Genomic DNA, 21,403 nt, shown 5'->3' on the forward strand with positions numbered 1-21,403 from the left:
ATTCCTAGAAAGTTCGGGTTCTACGTAAGTAACAGATGGGTCCATTCCAAACCTACTTTTTTAGTTTGTTTAATAAATTCTCCTTTACGTTGGGCCATTCTTCTTTAATAATACTATAACAGGCCGTATCTCTTATCCTCCCATTTCTCATTATCTTATGATTACGTAAGATCCCATCTTGTTTTCCACCAATTCTTTCGATTGCTTTTCTTGATACTTGATTTAGAACATCAGTTCTTATTTCTACTGCGATGCAGTGTAGCTTTTCAAATGCATATTGCAGCATCAAAAATTTGGCCTCAGTATTTACGGAAGACCTGCGATAAGATTTTGCAATCCAAGTGTGGCCTATTTCTACCCTATAATTTTGGTGATCAATATTAAAAAATCGGGTTGTCCCCACTATGATTTTCAAATCCTTGTCGACTATAATGAATGGCAAACTACTATTATCATGTTTAATCATATTCTGCAAATAAATGGACATTTCTTCAATGCTGGGAAATGATGTGAATGGGTTTTTCCAAATTTCTCCGTCAGCAGCTGCACTACATAAACCATTCAAATCATCAGGCGTGGGCGGGCGGAGTACTATATGACTGTACTCCATAGTTATTTCATGGATTTCAAGCATATATCAAACAAGATGAGTAATCCATCACTGCTTAATTAAATCGGAGGTTTTTAACCTTATGATCTATTTCATAACAATTATCTCTCTGTAGGTCTTGTATTGTAAGTTAGTAACATCAGATATTTGATGAATCGCAAAGTCTGAAGAACGTCTAACTCACTTGGGCTATTCAGAGTATTTTATGACCATGTCGTGAATTTTTTGGGCGAAAACGAGGTTTTATTTTGAATGATATCGATGTGTCCGTATAGAAAGGTTATGAATCTCAATCGAAATGAAGATATGAAACCAATAATGAATTTTATGATATTGGTCTATGATAGGTAGAAGGTTGATTCTCGAATTGCTATTTCTTATATGAATCTTCATAGAGTGCGCGGATAGATACATGCTATGGATATTGTGTGTGTGCTAATTTGGCCATGTCTTAGTATATCTGGACTCTGAAAAAGGACTCTGGTAGTGTATCTTTGTAAAGAGACTTAGTGACGGAATAAAGCGTTCAAGATTTTTTGTTTGCGGACTTAATCCTACTAGATCTTTCATTTATCATTAACAGTGCTGTATCGCGCCTCTATCTAACAAATACATCCAATTATTTTCGTAGGCTGAACAAAATCCATAGAAACAGTATTATATTTATTACTTTACAGTCTACGTAATTGGGATAGAGAAGAGTGACGATAGAGCTATCAGTGGGTGCAATAATAAGATATCAATCTGTTGAATTCAATAGAGATCATTCAGAATTTCTACTGTTAAGAAATAAACGTGGATTTTGGGGATTTCCTCAAGGCCACAAAGAAAGAGGGGAAAATGAAATTCAGACATTACAGAGAGAAGTACAGGAAGAAACCGGAATTATTGATCTAGACATACACCAGTACATCGGCAAGATTCAGTACAAATATTTTAGAGCTGATGGAATTCGATCAGAGAAGGAAGTTAAATTTTATTTTGCAACTACTCCAGTTAGAGAAGTTGTCATATCAAACGAGCACGAAGGTTTCAAATGGACAACATATCAAGATGCGCTTTCTCTTTTAGATCACCGTCAACTGAAATCCATAATACTAAAAGGTAGAAGACGAGGCCTTTATTGATGGACTTATTTACAAAGTTGCAGTCCTACTCTGCATACTCTAAATGCTATGAAAATAATTTTATACCTACGTTTTATTAATAGAAGCGGATATAGATTAAAAAATGGTTGCTGGAAAAAGAATTGTGCTAACTGCCGATCGTAGTTTGATGACCAACTATAGAGGTAATTTTCTTTATGGGTTCATTGCATGTGGGCCATACGAACTTGTTCCTGAATTTGTTTTTGATAAACTTTTTTGCCCAAGTGTTGAAACTGATAAGAATACTGGCGAAATCAAAGTTGCCCAATGTGGCTTACGTCGTATCGAAAGTGCACTAATTCGAGAATACGATAAAAGTGAGGTATTTCTAGCCCATCCGGAAATGTTAGAAAAATGTATTGGACCACAAACCAAAGTTGTAGGAATAAATGTCATGGACCCGTTAGGAATGGCTCCGGTTACCACGACGATGTCACCTGAAAAATTATCTTATGTGGCAATGAAATTTAAAAAAATGTGCGCTTCAATCATTCAATTAAAAAAGAAATATGATTTTAAAGTTGTTGTTGGAGGTAATGGGTCTTGGGAATTAGCCAAACCTGAAAGGATGAAAATTCACGGAATTGATACCGTAGTTATAGGTGAGGCAGATGAGTTAGCATTGGATTTGTTCCATGACTTAGAAGCTGGGGACGCACCCGAACTCCTTCATACATTTGTGCGCAATATAGAAAATATTCCCGTTATCCGTGGACCCACTATCAACTCATTAATTGAAGCGATGAGAGGTTGTGGACGCGGTTGTGATTTTTGTGACGTCAATAAAAGATCTAAAAAAGACATTCCATTAGAGAGATTGCAAGAAGAAGCTAAAATAAACATAAAATATGGTTTCGATTCAATCTGGCTGCAGTCCGATGAGATGTTACTTTATGGTTGCGATAACAAAGATTTTGTTCCAAACCAAGATGCGATTCTAGGAGTCTGGAAGGGTCTCAAATCGATAGGAGCCAATTTCGTCGGTACTACACACATGACTTTGTCCGCCGTTGCTTCATCACCAGATCTGATAAAAAATATATCGCAGGTTAATGATATGGAAAACAATGGTCGCTGGCTTGCAACCAACCTCGGAGTTGAAACTGTTGCCCCGCGAATGGTAAAAAAACACCTTGGAGTAAAAACGAGACCTTTCCAACCAGAAGAATGGGGATCAGTTGTAAGAGAGGGATGCAAAATACTCAATCAGAATCATTGGTTTCCAGCATTAACATTAATAATTGGATGGCCTGATGAAACACCCGATGAGACTCAATATACTATTGATTTGATCCAGGATTTCAGACAAATGAATATGAGGGGATTGGTCGCTCCATTGTTGTATCAGGATTTCTCTGAGAAAAATTCAATGCACTTTGGAAATTTAAACGAATCACAATTTGCACTCTTTTGGACATGTTGGCAACATAATCTTAGGGTAATAAGCGATATTATACCCATAATTATTCGTAACAAATCTTACGGACCTGCGATGAAGGTATTCATGGCAATGCTTATAAAATTTGGAACATGGGCCATCATGAGATATTTACGTGGGCTTTCTAAAGGCTTATTTGAAGGCAGACCTGCTGAAGATATTGTTGCAAAGTATGTGAGACCGCGTTCTGTCACCGCTCCCATGCCTCCAAAATTATGAAAAAGTACGAGTTTATTTTACAACTATAATCTTATGCTTCGATCATAGCTAGGGTTTTAATGAAAAATATGAGTAGTGGTTAATAGAATTGAACCGAGAGGGGGCACCAAGTCTATTGTGATGAGCTAATTTGATTTAGGGCTGCATCAGCAATGGTGTCTCTCTTAGGTGTAATGACGATAAAATAGTTCTTATCAGCTCTTTCCATGACATTGACCAATTTGTGTTTTTTTACCGATATATCAAATTCGTACATTCCATGCTCAAGATTCCCTTTTGTATAAATCATGAGTAATGTTTCTCCCGATAAAGGGGTAATCGGGACCATCGAAAAAACGTATCCCTTGTAAGAACTAATTGGTAGGATTTGTTTCATATAGGGGGCCACAGAAACCAAATATATTAAAACATCTTCGATGGTTTCGAACTCTTCAAATTCAAATTTCATTTAAATTAACTATCTGAAAGTAGGTTAAATAAACTTTATAAAAAAGTTTATCCATATGATTCGAATTTGACGTCAAATGTGCCATCCTTTCTCTTGTTCCTTTCAGTTACAAAACCCTTTGGTACTAGGGAATCCAAAACACCATCTACGGTGCCCTGCCACCCGCACACATAGAATGATGTATTTTGCGGCGTGATTTTCTCACCCACGAGTTCTTCCAACGGTGATTTATCCTTTCCTGGCTTGGGGCGTAGGAATGTTTCTACTCTGCCCTTATGTCCGTTCCATGATCTATTGAACCATTCCTGGGGTCTGCTGATACTTGCCCGATATCTAAAGTTCCATTCATTACTTCCACTTTCTAAACTCTGTTCTTCCAGCTCGGTTAATAACTCCCTATAACTCAGCTCATCGACATAGCTAGCTCCGTGAAGTACTACGATTTGCCTCTTAGTCCCCTTTGATTTCAGGTGCAGCGAGTATGATATAAAAGGGGCTAAACCAGTTCCACCTCCAATCAAGACTAATCTCCTATCATCTGGACTGCCATCGGGCATTTTTTCATTAATTGTAAAAATACCCGTAGGCTTTACCCAATTAATCTCATCACCTTCCCTCTTATCAAATAACTGAGTTGTGAGCCTTCCGGGCAGTGGTTTTTTAACCCATCGTACCACAAGCTCAAAGTGTTTTTTTTGTTCTGGAGGTGAGGCGATTGAATATGCTCTCCTTATTATCTTACCTTCATTAGGAACATTCAAACCCAAGGTAACAAACTGACCTGGTTTAAAGTCTGGGACTTGGCCCTCGTTTGGTTTAATATGAAATATCGCAAGGTCTTCCTTTAAAACCCTGATATATGAAACTGTTGCCTTATTGTCTACTACCATAATATTCTCTGTTTTGAGCCAAGTTAGTTAAATATTTTGTTCTAATTATTTTTAAAGCAATATTGCCTTCTCTTCCGATTTAGTGATTATGATGCCCAAAATGATTTTGTTATGACAACATTTGAATCAGATTGAATTTTGTAGTTTACGAACCAATGAAATTCCGTCTAACGCATACCCAAGCAGAGTTAGTTGAACTTTTTAATTATATTATAGTAAGGAGAACCTTTGTGCCTCTCAATGCATTTTTGACAAATGGATTTATCGCCGTATTTCTTGTGACAAGGGCAATCGCAAATCAAATTCATGTTGGATGCCAAATAATACTGTATGAGGGTTTGATGAAACATATAAATCGTTTTATATTATTTATGCGAAAGCATAAAAATCAAAAATGACGGATATAACACCTCGATAGTATTTTATACTTATTTCTTGACAATTCTTTTATTCAAAAGTAATAGACACGGTATAAAAATTAGATTGATGGGCTACTCGATCTCTTTTTTTATTAAGGAGCCTATCAGAATTACTATATAGTATAAGTACTTTTTGAATATGACCGAAAGTTTGACCGAATCTATGCGCTCGTTTATTTCAAAGTCTGTTATTTCTCCAGCGTCCTGTAAGAAATTTTTGGCTTCTGATGGTATATCGTCTAACAATCTGTTGCTCAAGGATCAAACAGGAAAAGTATTACTTAATTGCAAGAATGTTAATGCCTTAAAAGACAAAATAGACGGGATAGGTATTTCTTTTGCCATAACTAAGAATCTAGATGAGTATCAGTTTCTGCTATGCAATTACATTCCCGTTCTGCCTGATCACGATGTCTTCAAGCTAAAATTTCAAAAAATGCGCTTACTAATTACTATGTTCATAAATAAATTGGTCGATGTCCTACTTCAACCTAATATAAGGGCCAAAGACTTGATTGACTTGAACAAACACGGCAATGCTATACTGTTAGAGGTTTCTGAATTAACGCATGAATACCGTGAAAGGGATAAAGACGACACGGTCAAATACGTTCTTAATCAGAAAAACATCGATACAATAAATCTCAATATGGATTATTTCACAAAATTTAACACTACTGAAATCCAAATTAATAAGATCCTGTTGTCTATTTATGGATATGAGACAGATGAACCAGCCGTTGAGTGAACTCGTCATAAATCTTTAAAAAATTCAAGAACTTCCTTGCTGTGACCTCTTGGTTTAACACTCGAATATATTTTGGCAATTCTTCCGCTTTGATCAATCAAAAAAGTTGACCTATTAACTCCATAGTATTCCTTTCCCATGAATTTTTTGAGCCCGTACACCCCGTAAGCCTTTGAAATTTCATTGTTGGGATCAGATGCAAGCATATAAGGGATATTCATCTTTTCTCTGAATTTTGTATGAGAATCGTTAGAATCCGAACTGATTCCAATTATTTCGATCCCCTGTTGTTCAAATAAAGCATTATCTCGAGTAAATTCCTCGGCCTCTATGGTACAACCAGGTGTAAAATCCTTTGGATAAAAGTAAATAACTATCTTTTTGTGCCCTAACATGTTTGAGAGTTTGAATTTATTACCCTTTGAATCCTGATACTCAAAGTCGAAAGGTTTGTCACCCTCTTTAACTTGGATTTCATAGTCTTTTTGATTTGTCATATTGTACTGTTAGCACACTAAAAAATACATGTTTGTTTTCATTCTGGCTCTTTGTTAACCATGCATCTCAACCTTGTGCTTATCATGGTATATGTTTTTGTTTATTAACCAAATACAAACGTGTAAAAATAGAAATTATCAGTCTTTGGCAATATTTCTAGGGTATGGATTTCAGGACTAGGAGTCTTGACTATATTCATCATATGTGGCCATGTGATTTCAAAAAAACTCGATCTACTATCTTTTTTTCCATGATAGCCTATTTGTTTATCAGTTAAGTATTTGCCATCTAACTTCATATCAGCTATTGCAGGCTTATCATCGGTGCTACCAACAATCACGTTTACATTTGATGCCATATTGTACTTGAAGATTATTGCGGGGTGAATTTCTTTGTTGTCAAATGATGCTACTATACCCTCTTTATCCCATCTCCACTTGCCCCTTAAATATACGGTATTATCCATCACTGTTTGGGGCTCGGTAAATACATTATATTCATTAATTTTAGCTTTTTGATTATTTCCAAACCTTCTGATACGTGAGTACCCTACACAGATCTCAGGGGCCATGCCGTCAAAATGCATTCCGTATATCTTAGTCACTTCATTTTGTTCCTTATTGTTCTGTTGTTCTTTGTCATTTTGAGTGAGATCATTGTCTAGTTCTGATTTTCCGTCTTTCTTGTCCTGCAGCAACTCTGGATCAGAGAATGGGAGATCAAGTAAATCGGTCAAGGCTTCTTCAAAATCATCAAAGGTTCCATACCCAGGATGTTCGTACCTAACAAACCCATCCCTATCTATTAATATGTGCTTGGGCCAGTACGAATTCCCATATGCTTCCCAAGTCTTGTTGTTGTTATCATATCCGGTTACATCCTCATCCACTCCAAACTCCTTTAGTGCCCTTCCGATATTAGCGATATTTTTGGCAAACTCATATTCAGCCGAATGAATCCCAAATACCACCAAACCCTTATCCGCATATTTCTCCTTAATCTTTTTTATTGTTGGAATGGTTCTTAAGCAAAAAATGCAAGTATATGTCCAAAAATCTAAAAGTACTACCTTACCTTTTAGGTCCTTTATGCTATGCATTGCGTTATCGTTCCAATTCTTGATGTCTTTGAACTCTGGCGCTAATACGGCAGGTATAATATTCATCTAAAGACTATTTTATCCAATGTAATTTATGTCTGTTTTCTAGTCATTACGCTATTTTTTTAAAGTCATATCAAATGCGGGAGATGGGATTTGAACCCACGAACCCCTGAGGGATAAGGCCCTCAACCTTACGCCTTTGGCCAAGCTGGGCGACTCCCGCTTTTGACTTTTTATTATTTGAGGGATAATTTGAATATTCCCACTGAGATAGTCATGCTATTTGAATGATTTTTATTATGGAGATCATTTTTTTATATCATGCTTGTTCCAGTAAGATGCTTTACATGTGGAAAACTGATAGCTAATATATATAATGAATATTTAACCCAATTAAAACAAGGAGAAGAACCAAATAAGGTTATGGATTCTTTGAAAATTACACGATACTGTTGTAGAAGAATGTTCGTTTCTAGCGTAGAGACTATATATCAGGTCATTCCCTATTATGAAGCTTTGAGGAAACGACGGGCGGAGATACAATCTGAAATGGAATGATAAAGATTGCCTAAAATCACTTTAATTGAGGAAAGGCTAGTTTTCAATAGCCGAGGAGATAAAACGATCGAAATCGATGTACTATCTGACAACAAATATCGAGGTCGGGCCTGTGCTCCATCGGGTGCTAGTGTTGGTATGTATGAGGCACAAAGCTTTGTCAAAAATGATCCGGAATTAACCCTTGAAAATTTTAGAAATTTAAAGAGTAAGTTTATTGATGTTGACAGCGCAGACCTGAAAAGTCTGCATGATGCAATTAAAACACTGGATCCTTCTGATAATTATTCAAATATTGGGGGTGCGGTGGCTTACGCTCTTACTTTAGCAAGCGTAGATTCGGCTGCAAAAGCCATGAATGTTCCATTCTACAAAGTCTTGAACCCCAAATTGGATAAGATTAGTTTCCCGTACCCTTTAGGAAATGTCCTAGGGGGAGGTGCTCATGCTGGGCCGGGAACCCCAGACTTGCAGGAGTTCTTGATTTGTCCTGTAAAGTCACAATCGATCATCGAAGCAATATCTTTGAATTCGAGTATTCATAAAGAAGTAAAAAAAAGTATCGAAAAAATCGATAGTAGATTTACTTATGGAAAAGGAGACGAAGGAGGATGGGCACCTTCTATTGTAAATGATCGTGCCATTGAGTTAGTGGAAAACGCAATTATCAGCTGTGGTTATGATCCAAAAAAGGAGATTAGAATGGGCATAGACTTTGCAAGCTCCTCATTATGGGATAATAATAAGAAGGTATATGACTACAAGCGTGAGGGCGTCACAAGAACAACAGAGGAGCAGATAGAGTACGTTAACAGATTGATCCGTGACTACAACCTCATATATGCCGAAGATCCATTACATGAAGAGGATTTTGAGAATATGTCAATCGTAACTCAAGGTAATCCTAGGTGTCTTGTTACAGGCGATGACTTGCTGGTTACTAATACAAATAGAGCAAAAGTTGCTGCTAAAAAAAAGGCATGTTCTGGAGCAATTCTGAAGGTAAATCAAGCAGGTACTTTATATGATGCAATGTTATTTGCGGAAGAATGCAACAACAATAACATCAAAATCATTACTTCTCATAGATCGGGTGAATCAGTTGACAGTCATATTTCTCATATTTCTATCGCTACAAATTCACTAATGATAAAAACTGGTGTTGTAGGGGGAGAAAGAATTTCCAAATTAAATGAATTATTAAGAGTTTCAGAGTATGGTTTAATAGAAGGAATGGCTAAATGGAGCAATATATCATGAATATGAATACTGATGAATTGGATTCTCCTAATAATTCTGATAATGAACAATTAGATAAAACTGTTAATGATGCTACCCCTAAAACTGAGGAAGAAGATTCAAACAATACCACTGGCATCGCAGATGAATCTCCTGAAGATTACGGGAATTCCGAACAAATTGAACAAACTAGTATAAGCGATGAGGATTCGAACAGTTCGTCAGATATGGTAGAACAATCAGAATCATTGGAGGATCCTAATAACTTAGAGAAAATGATATTGTCAACTGGGATCAGGGTTGGAACCCCAATCAAAACTAAATTTATGACATCATTCATAACTCGTGCTAATCCAGAAGGATTGTATATCCTAGATATTAGTAAAACGCTGGCCCGAATTGACGTTGCAGCCAAATTTATAGGTAGAACGAATATCGCAAATGTTGCAGTAACATCTGCAAGGGAGTACGGGAAAACACCAATAGAAAAATTTTGTGAATTAACAGGTGCTCGTGGTATATTTGGGAGATTTATGCCTGGTACATTTACGAATCCTTCGTTACCAAAATATCTGGAGCCCGAAATAGTAATAGTCACAGATCCGCAGGCTGACGAGCAGGCAGTATTGGAAGCAACAAGAGCTGGGGTCCCTGTAATCGCATTATCAAATAGTGACAATATTACCTCTAAAGTTGATCTTGTAATTCCATCAAATAATAGGGGTAGAAAAGCACTAGCTACTGTTTATTGGCTCTTAACAAAAGAAGTCCTCAAAAAGCAAGGAAAGATAAAATCTGATTCTGAGATGCCATTGACAATAGATGATTTCGAGGCTAAACTGGTTGAAGAATTGATTTAATTAAATATTGACACGTGAACATAACTTTAGTGGAGTTTTTTATCCTAAAGATTATGGGCAATTAAATGCTTCAATTCAGAGCTTTTTTTCGCTTTTGAATTCCTCTTCTGTAGATAGCAAATTCTTACAAATGGTAAATGAATACATTCGAGATAAGAAAATTCTGAGTTTCATAGTCCCACATGGTTCTTACGATTACTCTGGATATGTGTCTGCGTTCACTTATTACCTGATAGACAAGATAGAATGCCAAAATTTCATAATACTATCATCCGATCATCGTGGAACGAGTCCAGGCATCTCCGTGTTGGAGCAAGGTACTTGGAATACTCCTTTGGGGCCAGCACAAATCAACAAGACCATGGCACATAATTTGATAAAGAAAAGTGATGCCGGTTTTGTAGAAATAGATTCTTTATCATTTGAAATTGATTACACAATTGAAACACAGCTACCATTTATCCAAGTGCTAAAGAAGGATAATTTCACATTCTTGCCTATACTTCAAAGAAAACAGGACAAAAAGACATGCGTACAGTTGGCAAAGGTATTGGCAAGCATCATACCCCAAGATGAAAAAGTTATACTATTATCTAGCACTAACTTTACTCACTATCTAGGTTATGAGGAATGCTATGCTATTGATAAGAAACTGATATCGGAGATTTCGAAGATGGACCTCGACTCATTTTATGATAACTTAAAGAACTATTTTCGATATGTTTGTGGATATGGCTGTGTAGCTACTGCTATAGAATTTTCAAAATTATTCGGAAATCTTGATGTTATTTTGTTAAAACATCTAACAAGTGGTGATATTGATGACAAAAAGGATTCAGTCGTGGGTTATTCGTCGATTCTGATACTTTAGAGGGCTTGAGGATGAGTATGAGGATAAGCAGAAGGAGGGGAGTTTGATTGAATTCAAATACTACCACTTTTGGACGCCAAATAGAAGCAATAGCACCAGGGAAGGTGATCCTCTTTGGAGAGCACTTTGTGGTTTATGGATATCCATCTTTAATCGCGTCAATAGATAAGTTATTCAAGGTAAAAGTAGATTTCTCTCCATCTACAACCGATGAAATCAAAATTGAATCAAATCTAGGTTTTAGAGCCACTATTAAAAACTCGGTGCTATACTTTCCAGTTGGTCAAGATAGTGTGCATAATGAAATTATCAAAAAGCTTTATGGGGTTATCCAATATCTTGTCACACAGATAAACCTTGATTATAGATCAAAGTATAGTATTATGATTAGTTTAGATTCTGAAATTCCACTAGGAGGAGGACTTGGATCTTCTTCAGCTTTTTGTGTTGCATTAACAGGTGCTCTTTACCATTATTTAGATAACATGGTCAACAAGGATAAGGTTTGTTATGAGTCTATTAACGCGGAGAAGGTACTCAATAGGGATACTTCGGGAGCAGATTGTAGTATTTGCACATTTGGAGGGTTGGGTCATTTCGACAAATTAAATGGTTTTAAAAGGATCTCAATAGATTTTAGTGATTATCGGTTTCTGATAATCGATAGTGGGGTTTCCCATGATACATTTTCTATGGTTAAGAAGGTAGCCAAAATCAGAAATAACTTTCCTAATGATTTTGATAACTTATGTAATAAGTATGGAGATATTTATAATCAAGCCCTCAATTTCCTTGAGCAAAAAAAGGTTGGTGATATCGGTGTACTCTTAAATAGAAATCACGAATTGTTAGTCAGTCTTTCGTTGTCTAATCCAATACTAGATAAGATAATTAATATTTGTAATTCAGGGGGTTCATTGGGAACAAAAATTACTGGGTCTGGGGGTGGCGGCTCTGTCTTGTCTCTCCTACATAAGGATGATATTTCAGTTATCAAAAATATCTTGAAAAGATTAGATTTGTTAAATCTAAAATATTTTTTTGCAAAAATTGATCAAGAGGGGCTGAGGATCGTTTGTGATGACTAGATACCATAGCACATTTGTCGATAGAATCTATATCCTAAAACATTTTATTTAATCACATAATTAATAATATCTTGAGATTTCACTAGTGTAATACGTCTTGATATCTAGTAATTTAATAATCATAAAGTTAGGCGGATCCGTAGTTACATTCAAAGAAAAACCTTTAACCCCAAACTACGAGGGGATCGATAATATATTAAAAGTAATAGGTGAGATAAAGAAAAATTTTAAGATTATTATTGTACATGGTGGCGGCTCTTTTGGTCACTTTTGGTCTGTAAAATATGATATGCATACCAAGTCATACCCATATTCCGATCAAGGTGTATCTGTGGTCCATGAATCTATGATAAAACTAAATCATATAATTATCAAAAAATTCATAGAATCCAATCTTAAACCTTATTCGATCCAACCATCCGCATTCGTATTTAACGGTGCAGCGGACCCTACTAGGATACATAATATCCTTGATATGACCACTGGGAATGAGCTTATACCAATTACGTTTGGAGATGTGATACATACCTCTGGAAATAATTTTTCAATTCTTTCTGGGGATACAATAATGTCCATGTTGTGCACAGAATTACATCCACAGTTTTCTATTTTCACCACTAATGTAGATGGATTATACGACGATATGAGTAAAGGGGAAATAGTTAGGGAGATTCGAGTGGGCAAAACAGATATCAACAATATTTTCTTGAAAGGTGAGACAGAAAAAGAAAACCCTGAGACTTCTTTTGATGTTACAGGAGGCATGAAACGAAAGATAACTGAATCTATTCAAATTGCAAAATCAGGTACTTCAACATATTTAATCAATGGTTTCCATCCAGAAAGGATTTTAGATATAATTCATGATCGTAAATACATTGGCACATGTATAAGAATGGGGTCTGGGAGTTAACAATAAAATGAAATATTCAAGTCTAGGAGGGAATTAGGTATGACCGAAGAAAATCCTTCCATCTCAGAGAAACAAATTGAATTGATAAAGAAAAGGAAGAAAGAAGGAATAGACATTCCTTTAAAAGAAGAGGTTCAGGGCAAGGAAAATACAACCCTTTTGGAGGATGTTTATTTGGTCCATAATGCACTACCTGAAATTGATTTCGAGAATATAAGGTTAAATACAGTTTTCCTTGGTAGGAACTTTTCTGCTCCAATTATCATTGACTCTATGACTGGTGGTACTGATGAAGCACTAGTCATAAACAAGAGACTAGGCCAAATAGCTGAGAAATACGGATTGGCAATGGGGCTTGGAAGCCAGAGGGCTGGACTAAAAAGTGACAAACTTGTTAAGAGTTATGCTGTTGCTCGGACCGTTGCCCCAAATGCTTTTTTGATTGCAAACATAGGTGGAGCCCAACTTGCTGAAGGATTGTCAATAGATGACGTCAAAAAAATCATAAAAATGATTGATGCTGATGCATTGGCCATACACTTAAACCCACTTCAAGAACTAATTCAGCCAGAGGGGGAACCACATTTTAAGGGCGTTCTACAAAAAATAACTACTCTAGTACAAGAAATAGATATTCCTGTCATAGTCAAAGAAGTAGGCTCTGGAGTTTCTCCTGAGGTTGCCCTCAAACTTCAAGGTGCTGGGGTAAAGGCCATTAACGTGGCAGGATCTGGAGGTACGAGCTGGGCCGGAATTGAAAAAATAAGAGCGGATAATGTCAACAGTTACATAAAATCTAATTTGGGTAATCTTTTTTGGGACTGGGGTATTCCAACTGCTCTATGCGTATTATTGGCTTCAAGATCAATAGAAATCCCCGTGATTGCTTCAGGCGGACTCCGCAATGGCCTAGAAATTGCCAAGTGCTTGATGCTTGGAGCTAAAATGTGTGCAATGGCATTTCCTTTTTTAAGGAAGGCCGCAGAATCTGAATATGAGTTAGACCAATTTACGCAGCTGATATTGGCACAGCTGAGAGGCACGATGTTCTTACTAGGGTCACCTGATATTGATTCCTTGGTGAATACAAGATATATATTGAAAGATAAATTAGCAAGTATGTTGAATAGTTATGAGTTCAGAGGACATAAAAACTGAAATCAATTTTGTTGCTTCTAAAATAAATCAATTTATTCTCAATAATATTTCCGGTGAGCCTTTTGGTTTGTATACGGCCTCCCTGCATTACATTAAGAGCGGGGGGAAGAGGCTGAGACCTTTTATGACCATTAAATCAAGCGAACTTCTAAATGGGAGTCTAGAATCTTCACTTCCAGCTGCCACCTCTGTGGAATTGGTTCATAATTTTACATTAGTTCACGACGACATAATGGATAATGATAACGTTAGGCATAATGTAACAACAGTACATCGACAATTTGGAATTCCTTTGGCAATTTTAGCAGGAGATGTCCTTTTTTCAAAAGCATTTCAAGTAATATCTATTTATGGAAAGAAGGTTGGACTCAATCAATCTGTCCTTTTAAGGATGGTTGATTTGCTATCAACCTCGTGTATAGATGTTTGCGAAGGACAGGCTTTGGATATACAAATGGCTCAAGACGATGAATTTTCATCTACAGATTTATACATCAAAATGATTGAAAAAAAAACCGCCGCACTATTTAGAGTCTCATGCGAATTAGGTACTCTATCCTCACCCGACTTTACCGAAAAAGACTTGGAAAATATGTCTGGCTACGGGAAAAAAATCGGCATTGCATTTCAACTCATTGATGATCTAATTGGAATTCATGGCGATTCCAAAGTAACTGGCAAATTTGTAGGAAATGATATACGAGAGGGAAAAAAAACTCTACCCATTTTATTAGCTTTTCAGAATTTGAAATCTACAGATAAGGATTTATTAAGACACCTGTTTGGAAGTAAGAATGCGAAAGATTCTGAAATTGCAGAGATGGTAAATAAGATTGCTGAAATTAGGGTAGATAGGGAAGTTCGTGACATTGCAAACAGTTATGCTAAGGAAGCATTCGAGACATTGAAAAGTTATGACCGATCTCCTGCATTAATTTCGTTAGAAAATTCTGCAAAATACATTGTAGAGCGGAGTTTATAGTTCAAAATGATTACTGATCAGAAATTTGTCAACACTGTTAAATTAATAGCTTTGAAAAATGCGCTGGAGTTTAACAACACGATAAGAATCGACGTTGTAATTTCAAAGATTTTTTCAATTTCTAAAGAAATGGGAGCAAGTATTAACATAAAAGATTTGGTTCCAGAAATAAAAGAAATTACTAGTGAACTAGGATCTCTGCCAGTTAATGAAAAAAAGACTCTATACGACTCTATAACTTTGGAAAATAATCATTATTTAAAGGACCACAAAGATGATACGGGAACAACCAATAATATCCAAAAGGATCTGGAAAACAAAAAGAAATCAACCTCGGCCGGTAATGATATCGAATTTGAACTCCCAAATCTGGAAGGGGCTGTCCAAGGTAAAGTAATAACAAGATTTCCTCCTGAGCCAAATGGCTACCCTCATATAGGTCATGCTAAAGCTGCGGTAATTGATGAAGAATATGCTAGAAAATATGGGGGAAAGCTGATTTTGCGATATGATGATACTAACCCTCAAAAAGAAAAAATTGAATATTACAGTGCTATAAAAGATGGTCTCGATTGGCTTCAAGTAAAGCCAGATGAGATAAAGAATACATCTGATGATATTGTTAAAATTTATGAATATGGTAAGGAGCTAATTAGAAAAAATTTTGCATATGTTTGCTCGTGTTCACCAGAAGTTATAAAGCGTAACCGCCTAAATGCGATTGCGTGTAAATGTACGAATAATTCGATCGAAAATACCTTGTCAGAATTTGAAAATATGATCTCAGGAAAATACAACCAAAACCAAGCAATCCTGAGGTACAGAGGAGATATGACCAGTCTAAATACCGCGATGCGGGATCCGACTCTTTTTAGGGTTATAAAAGATGGTCATCACCCTAAGGTTGGTTCCAAATATTCGTTATGGCCCACTTATGATTTTGCTGCTCCTATAGAAGATAGCCTGGACGGCGTTACTCATGCATTTAGGACTAAAGAATACGAATTACGAAATGAATTATATTTTTCCATATTGGATAATTTATCTTTAAGGAAACCAAGGCTGATTGAATTCTCTAGGTTGGAATTTGAAGGGATTCCAGTTTCCAAAAGAAAAATTACACCCTTAATTGAACAGGGGATAATAAAGAATTGGGATGATCCTAGATTGCCTACACTGATGGGATTAAGGAGACGTGGTATCCTACCAGAAGCTATAAGAAAATTCGTTCTGTCACTCAGTATTACACTGTCAGAAACGAAACCCTCAATGGAAATACTGGAATCATTCAATAGGAAAATGCTGGACTCCAAAGCCCAAAGGCTCTTTTTTGTCAAGAGTCCAGTCATAGTGAACATAGATGGTCTTAATGTCGATACAGTTGAGATTAGAAATCATCCTACTCTTGATATGGGCAAAAGAAAGGTGCGGGTAGGAAATATAATTTATATATCTAACGATGATGCAATTAAACTAAAAATCGGAGATACATTAAGATTAATGGACTTATGCAACATAGAAATCTTGTCAATTGAAAAAAATCTCATTAAGGATGAAACCAACGAAAATGAGCCTAATATTGTTATTAATGCAAAAAATAAGGGAAATGAAATTTCTCATCATATGCCAAAGATTCAGTGGGTTTCTAAATCCAACTCCCAAAATTATAAGATTTTGAGACCATTACCCCTATACAATGGGGACAATTACAATGAAAATAATTTGATAGTGGATTGCGGATTATCTGAATCCTATATATCAAAACTTGAGCTAGGAACTGTCATTCAATTTGTTAGATATGGATTTTGTAAGATTGATGATAAATCTACTGCAATATTTACACATAGGTGAACTAAAAAAATGAAAATAGCAAGGATTAGGTTGAAAAATTCAGTAGAAACATATGGAATTGTCTCTGAAGATGGTACGAAAATAATTACCAAGGAACAGATACAGGAAAAGACTGGAGTCCCTATCCCACCTCGAATCAAAGAATTCTTGTTTGGTGGTTGGCTGGAAGAAGTAAATTCTGTTGGAGCTAACCTTACTTTTGATTTACCATTAAACGAAGTTGATCTGTTGGCCCCACTTCCAAATCCACCTAAAATTATTTGTTTAGCTTTTAATTACTACGATCATGCTCGGGATGCAGGATTGACTCCTTCTGAAGAACCTGTGATATTCTTAAAACCAAGAACAGCATTAAATTCACCTCATGGAAATGTCATCTCCCCTTCGTATGTAAAGCGACTAGATTATGAAGCCGAAATAGCCGTCATTATTGGAAAACAAGTCAAAAAAGTTTCTGAAGAAAACTCTCTAGATGCTGTATTTGGTTACATGATATTCCATGATGTTTCTGCTCGAGATATCCAGTTTAGAGATAAACAATTCACACGAGGAAAAAGCATTGATACATTTGCTCCATGTGGTCCTTGGATAACTACTAGGGATGAAATTCAAGATCCTCAAAAACTACGCATTACAACCAAAGTAAATGGTGAAATAAGGCAAAATTCGTCAAGTAGTAATATGGTTATCCCAATTAGGAAAATAATATCTTCTTTGAGTGAACTTATAACAATCGAACCTGGGGACATCATTTCTACAGGTACTCCAGCCGGAGTAGCCATGTCAATGAAAGAACCTAGGTATTTGAAACATGATGACACGGTAGAGATTACTATAGAGGGATTGGGAACGATCAGGAATCGGATCTTGTTTAATTAGTATTAGTATAGATAATAGCTGATTTTATGGATGATATGCGACGCAATCTGGTGTGATTATGTGTCGCTATAGCCCGTTGCATTAGGATCTAAGGTTTTTTGTGTAAAGCCCTTTTTAATTCATTTTCCAATAACTGGCAATATTGTTTGTAGGTTTCTACCAATTGTTCTCTGATATTTGCTAATTGCATTGACTGGTTGAGAGTTTGTACGCAACTCTCAAGTGTTCTCTCAGAAGCGAATAGTTCCATATCCAGTTTAAATTTCTTTACTAGATCTCTCTGCTCATCACTGATTTCTTCAATTGACCTGATAATTGACTCAATATTATCATTTAATCGCCCTGTCTCCATTTGGTCATCCTCATTGGGGTTTTTTCGCAAGAATATCAAACTAAACACTGGTTGTGCGCATATTTGTTATTTATTTGTTAGAATGTCGGCCTCAAGAAGCAATTAGCGATAAAATCAAGAGTCCTTTGGTACTTTTAGAGTTATACAAAAGAGGTTCTAGCTGAGCGCAAACTTATAATGCTTGCTATACACTGAGCCCTATGCTAATATTATTGGAATACCTGCATTTTAGGGATAACGACCCACTGGTTGATTTCCGATGATGGAAGAAACACGTTGTATGGTCTGGTAAAAGATAAGGAGGGCAATGATTCTGGAAACTCTGCCAGGAGCAGTATCAAACAGATATTTTTGGTACTGGATAACGTATCAATACACAAGTCAAACAAGGTAAAAGAAAAGATAGCCAAATACCATCCAAGAATACAATTAGTAATTCTTCCAACAAGATCTCCTGAACTAAATCTGATAGGGTAGGATGGTTATGTTTAGCAGACAGGCAATAAACAATTCTACATTTGAAGATGATTCAGAAATAGGCAATGTCGTATTTCTGACTGGACATGCTTTTATACCAAAGCATAGATTCAAAGCTACCATAATCGGTTTACAGGTAGAAAGCATCAATTTGTTTACATGACCTAAACACCATCAGAATCTCCTCCATCTCTATTCTACTAGTCCAAACACCATCAGAATCCTCTCAAACCATAATTTATCTCTCATCCAAACCTGTCAGAATCTCATCCCTTCAGAGTCCATGCATAGTTACCCGACAAACTTTATGGAAAAGAGTTTATTTTCTTTATAAGTAGAATTCCATATGAAAAAATGTAATAAATGTGGGAAAAAGAATACCAAGCGAAATTAAAAACAAGGTCCTTGACAGTTGGCTTTTTGACATACCGAGTAATATGATCGCTACCTGTAATGGAATAGGTATGGTAGTGTATTTAGAATTTTTGAGTCTTTTAAATCCAAAATTCCAGACATAGATGTGTTAAGAGCAGTTGCTGTAATGATAAAACAAGAAGGCTTGAGTCTAAATGACGTGGCAACAGTGCCTGGTTTTCCAATTTTTGGGTCCTGCTAACTTGAGTGTCTGACCATCGACAATGTAGAATTAATTCTGTATATTACGGACAGACTCTGCCTAACTGCCGCAATTTGAGTACACTTTCTGACCCCATTTTTCCAAATTCCTTGTTGCATGCTCTTTAAGTGAAAAAGAGGAAGAAAATTTCGTCAAGTTAACAGTGCTCATTTTCGATGATGCTCGCAAACATAACTTAGTAATATAAAAGCAGCCTAGAAATTTATTCGATACCAGCATAGTCAAATATGTCGACATTATTGTAAAGTCGCATAGAACAACCAAGTTATGACAATTTATTAACAACCAAGAGATCTTAAGAAATACTACCTAAGACAGGGAAATGTGTATAATACCCCTCTGAGACAAAGTAATTTAGTTATTGAAATTTGACATAGCTATTGTAGGAGGAGGACCAGCAGGATTGTCTGCTGCATATTCTGCATCTAAACATGGTGCTAAGGTAATCCTCATTGAAAAGGATCCTTCGTTTGGACATAATGTTAGGACCAGCGGTGTCACTTGGATAAAGGAGATTGAAAAATTCGAAATCTCAAGGGAATACTATAATCCTATCAAGAATTTTTCCTTTGTCTCTCCAACCAATCAAATTATGATTTCTGGCAATTTTAATTCTGCATGTGTTCTGGATGTCAGAAAGACCTATCAATATTTAGCATCTAGAGCAGCCAGCGAAGGTAGTACTTTGCTGGTAAAAAGTCAAGTCATTGACGTTAAGAAAAATTTACAGGGACATTCAAGTATTTTGAAAGTCAACTCTCCCAGTGGGCCATTGGATGTGGAGGCAACTTTAATTATAGATGCATCGGGCTTTACCAGTTTTGTATCCCGGAAATTAGGCTACGTTGAATCGTGGAAAAGATACGGCATAGGTGCAGAATATGAGTGCTATTGTGATAATGTGGATAACGAAACTTTATGCCTAATGGTCGGGCAGATTTATTCTGAGGCTGGTTATGCATGGGTTTTTCCATTATCTAAAAATCGCCTACGAATAGGAGTAGGCATTGGGAAACCAAATTCAAGCACCGATCCACTTGTTAAATTAAACCAAATCATGAAAAATCGCTTACCTCCATTAGATACCCTAGGAAAAATTCAGCCCTTGGAGCTTCATTACGGTATGATTCCAAATGAAGGATTGCGTACAACCAGTGTTTTCGATGGCTTAATCATGGTTGGAGATACTGTGGGTCAGGCAAATCCGTTAGTACTGGAAGGAATAAGATATGCTATAGAATTTGGACGTTTGGCTGGGAGGGTAGGAGCCGAATCATTGCAATATAATTCATCTAGAGATTCACTATTGCCTTATGAAGTAGCAAACAAGAATCTCCTCGAAAAGAAAATAAAATCAGCATTAAAAGTTCAGTCAAGGTGGCTTGGTTTATCTGACTCCGAATGGCATAAAGAAATTGAAATAATAAAGGAATTATCAATAGATGAGTTTTTGGATTTTATCAAGTCAGATTTTACTTATAGCAAAATGGCTAAATTGGCTTTCAACCATCCTAAAATGATGGTTAAGCAATTGTTTAACCTAGTATTAAAAAAATAGGTTCTTTTGAGAATATCAAATAAGAAGATATAAATATCTTAAATTGTCAGCCACATTTAATTTGGCAGGAGAAACCGCTACACAATTTCTTCCAATATTATATTTATTTGGATTTGGAATTTTAGCTGGGGTACCCGCAATAATCATGTCTCGGTTGTTTATGACTAGAAGGAGGTATAATCCAGTAAAATTCCTTCCAATGGAATGTGGTCAAGTCCCTTCAGGCGAAGGACGATCTCATTTCATGATGCAGTATTATTCTTATATCCTGATGTTTGTCGTCTTCGATGTAATGTCTATTTTTCTGTACGCGTGGGGTGTTACCTTTTTTTCAATCCCTAAGGAAGCGACTTTGCCGATGATAGGATTTCTGGGTGTGATGTTTGCTGCGATGGGGTACGCATTATTTTTGGCAGGGAGAAAAGGAATTTGGTAGTCATATTAAACCCAATAGATATTA

The 21,403-nt window shown here is 36.3% G+C and carries 23 protein-coding genes and 1 tRNA gene; 17 read left to right on the forward strand and 7 right to left on the reverse strand.

Annotated features, from left to right (window positions below):
- Positions 1–52 precede the first annotated feature (52 nt).
- Positions 53–610 (reverse strand): GNAT family N-acetyltransferase, encoded by a 558-nt coding sequence (locus NMY3_RS09270; RefSeq protein ID WP_196815610.1) that lies wholly within the window; start codon positions 608–610, stop codon positions 53–55.
- 701 nt (positions 611–1,311) lie between these two features.
- On the opposite strand from NMY3_RS09270, the gene NMY3_RS09275 reads away from it, so the two are divergent.
- Positions 1,312–1,737: an NUDIX domain-containing protein gene (locus tag NMY3_RS09275; protein ID WP_196815611.1), complete on the forward strand. Its 426-nt coding sequence runs from the start codon at positions 1,312–1,314 to the stop codon at positions 1,735–1,737.
- Between the two features lie 148 nt (positions 1,738–1,885).
- Positions 1,886–3,415 carry a B12-binding domain-containing radical SAM protein gene (locus NMY3_RS09280; RefSeq protein ID WP_196818518.1) on the forward strand — a complete coding sequence of 510 codons (1,530 nt, stop codon included), beginning with the start codon at positions 1,886–1,888 and terminating at the stop codon, positions 3,413–3,415.
- A gap of 112 nt (positions 3,416–3,527) precedes the next feature.
- On the opposite strand, the gene NMY3_RS09285 is transcribed toward NMY3_RS09280, so the two are convergent.
- Both NMY3_RS09285 and NMY3_RS09290 read right to left on the reverse strand, forming a co-directional pair.
- Entirely contained in the window at positions 3,528–3,863 is a 336-nt protein-coding gene (locus NMY3_RS09285) for a hypothetical protein (protein ID WP_196815612.1), read from the reverse strand.
- A gap of 47 nt (positions 3,864–3,910) precedes the next feature.
- Positions 3,911–4,753, reverse strand: coding sequence for a ferredoxin--NADP reductase (locus NMY3_RS09290; protein ID WP_196815613.1), 843 nt, complete (start codon positions 4,751–4,753; stop codon positions 3,911–3,913).
- 558 nt (positions 4,754–5,311) lie between these two features.
- On the opposite strand from NMY3_RS09290, the gene NMY3_RS09295 reads away from it, so the two are divergent.
- Positions 5,312–5,920, forward strand: a complete 609-nt coding sequence (locus NMY3_RS09295) for a hypothetical protein (RefSeq protein WP_196815614.1) — start codon at positions 5,312–5,314, stop codon at positions 5,918–5,920.
- Between the two features lie 5 nt (positions 5,921–5,925).
- On the opposite strand, the gene bcp is transcribed toward NMY3_RS09295, so the two are convergent.
- From bcp to NMY3_RS09310, 3 genes are all read right to left on the reverse strand, one after another.
- Positions 5,926–6,417 carry a thioredoxin-dependent thiol peroxidase gene (gene bcp, locus NMY3_RS09300; RefSeq protein ID WP_196815615.1) on the reverse strand — a complete coding sequence of 164 codons (492 nt, stop codon included), beginning with the start codon at positions 6,415–6,417 and terminating at the stop codon, positions 5,926–5,928.
- Between the two features lie 104 nt (positions 6,418–6,521).
- Positions 6,522–7,583, reverse strand: coding sequence for a redoxin family protein (locus NMY3_RS09305; protein WP_196815616.1), 1,062 nt, complete (start codon positions 7,581–7,583; stop codon positions 6,522–6,524).
- 75 nt (positions 7,584–7,658) lie between these two features.
- Positions 7,659–7,743, reverse strand: a tRNA-Leu gene (locus NMY3_RS09310).
- Positions 7,744–7,841: 98 nt separating this feature from the next.
- On the opposite strand from NMY3_RS09310, the gene NMY3_RS09315 reads away from it, so the two are divergent.
- The 10 genes from NMY3_RS09315 (at position 7,842) to NMY3_RS09360 (ending at position 17,919) form a co-directional block, all read left to right on the forward strand.
- Positions 7,842–8,078 (forward strand): DNA-directed RNA polymerase subunit N, encoded by a 237-nt coding sequence (locus NMY3_RS09315; RefSeq protein ID WP_196815617.1) that lies wholly within the window; start codon positions 7,842–7,844, stop codon positions 8,076–8,078.
- Positions 8,079–8,084: 6 nt separating this feature from the next.
- A complete protein-coding gene (gene eno, locus NMY3_RS09320) occupies positions 8,085–9,338 on the forward strand; it encodes a phosphopyruvate hydratase (protein WP_196815618.1) in 1,254 nt (417 codons plus the stop codon).
- 206 nt (positions 9,339–9,544) lie between these two features.
- Positions 9,545–10,177, forward strand: a complete 633-nt coding sequence (gene rpsB / locus NMY3_RS09325) for a 30S ribosomal protein S2 (protein ID WP_144730488.1) — start codon at positions 9,545–9,547, stop codon at positions 10,175–10,177.
- A gap of 7 nt (positions 10,178–10,184) precedes the next feature.
- Positions 10,185–11,048: an AmmeMemoRadiSam system protein B gene (gene amrB / locus NMY3_RS09330; RefSeq protein WP_196815620.1), complete on the forward strand. Its 864-nt coding sequence runs from the start codon at positions 10,185–10,187 to the stop codon at positions 11,046–11,048.
- Between the two features lie 47 nt (positions 11,049–11,095).
- Complete coding sequence (gene mvk / locus NMY3_RS09335; protein ID WP_196815621.1) at positions 11,096–12,136, forward strand: mevalonate kinase; 1,041 nt, start codon at positions 11,096–11,098, stop codon at positions 12,134–12,136.
- 97 nt (positions 12,137–12,233) lie between these two features.
- On the forward strand, positions 12,234–13,049 hold the full coding sequence (locus NMY3_RS09340) for an isopentenyl phosphate kinase (protein ID WP_196815622.1): 816 nt from the start codon (positions 12,234–12,236) through the stop codon (positions 13,047–13,049).
- A gap of 39 nt (positions 13,050–13,088) precedes the next feature.
- The gene (fni, locus tag NMY3_RS09345) at positions 13,089–14,207 is read left to right on the forward strand and encodes a type 2 isopentenyl-diphosphate Delta-isomerase (protein ID WP_196815623.1); all 1,119 of its coding nucleotides are present in this window, start codon (positions 13,089–13,091) and stop codon (positions 14,205–14,207) included.
- Entirely contained in the window at positions 14,182–15,189 is a 1,008-nt protein-coding gene (locus NMY3_RS09350) for a polyprenyl synthetase family protein (RefSeq protein WP_196815624.1), read from the forward strand. The genes fni and NMY3_RS09350 overlap by 26 nt, the downstream gene beginning before the upstream one ends.
- A 6-nt stretch (positions 15,190–15,195) precedes the next feature.
- Complete coding sequence (gltX, locus tag NMY3_RS09355) at positions 15,196–17,040, forward strand: glutamate--tRNA ligase (protein ID WP_196815625.1); 1,845 nt, start codon at positions 15,196–15,198, stop codon at positions 17,038–17,040.
- A 9-nt stretch (positions 17,041–17,049) separates the two neighbouring features.
- Positions 17,050–17,919, forward strand: coding sequence for a fumarylacetoacetate hydrolase family protein (locus NMY3_RS09360; RefSeq protein ID WP_231099979.1), 870 nt, complete (start codon positions 17,050–17,052; stop codon positions 17,917–17,919).
- 88 nt (positions 17,920–18,007) lie between these two features.
- On the opposite strand, the gene NMY3_RS09365 is transcribed toward NMY3_RS09360, so the two are convergent.
- Positions 18,008–18,271, reverse strand: a complete 264-nt coding sequence (locus NMY3_RS09365) for a hypothetical protein (protein WP_196815626.1) — start codon at positions 18,269–18,271, stop codon at positions 18,008–18,010.
- Between the two features lie 249 nt (positions 18,272–18,520).
- On the opposite strand from NMY3_RS09365, the gene NMY3_RS09370 reads away from it, so the two are divergent.
- From NMY3_RS09370 to NMY3_RS09385, 4 genes are all read left to right on the forward strand, one after another.
- The gene (locus NMY3_RS09370) at positions 18,521–18,748 is read left to right on the forward strand and encodes a transposase (RefSeq protein ID WP_196815627.1); all 228 of its coding nucleotides are present in this window, start codon (positions 18,521–18,523) and stop codon (positions 18,746–18,748) included.
- Between the two features lie 7 nt (positions 18,749–18,755).
- The gene (locus tag NMY3_RS09375; RefSeq protein WP_196815628.1) at positions 18,756–18,911 is read left to right on the forward strand and encodes a hypothetical protein; all 156 of its coding nucleotides are present in this window, start codon (positions 18,756–18,758) and stop codon (positions 18,909–18,911) included.
- An 835-nt stretch (positions 18,912–19,746) separates the two neighbouring features.
- Entirely contained in the window at positions 19,747–20,943 is a 1,197-nt protein-coding gene (locus NMY3_RS09380; protein ID WP_196815629.1) for an NAD(P)/FAD-dependent oxidoreductase, read from the forward strand.
- Between the two features lie 61 nt (positions 20,944–21,004).
- Positions 21,005–21,379 carry an NADH-quinone oxidoreductase subunit A gene (locus tag NMY3_RS09385; RefSeq protein ID WP_196818520.1) on the forward strand — a complete coding sequence of 125 codons (375 nt, stop codon included), beginning with the start codon at positions 21,005–21,007 and terminating at the stop codon, positions 21,377–21,379.
- Positions 21,380–21,403: the final 24 nt, after the last annotated feature.

The organism is Candidatus Nitrosocosmicus oleophilus (genome assembly GCF_000802205.1).
GTDB classification, from domain to species: Archaea; Thermoproteota; Nitrososphaeria; order Nitrososphaerales; family Nitrososphaeraceae; genus Nitrosocosmicus; species Nitrosocosmicus oleophilus.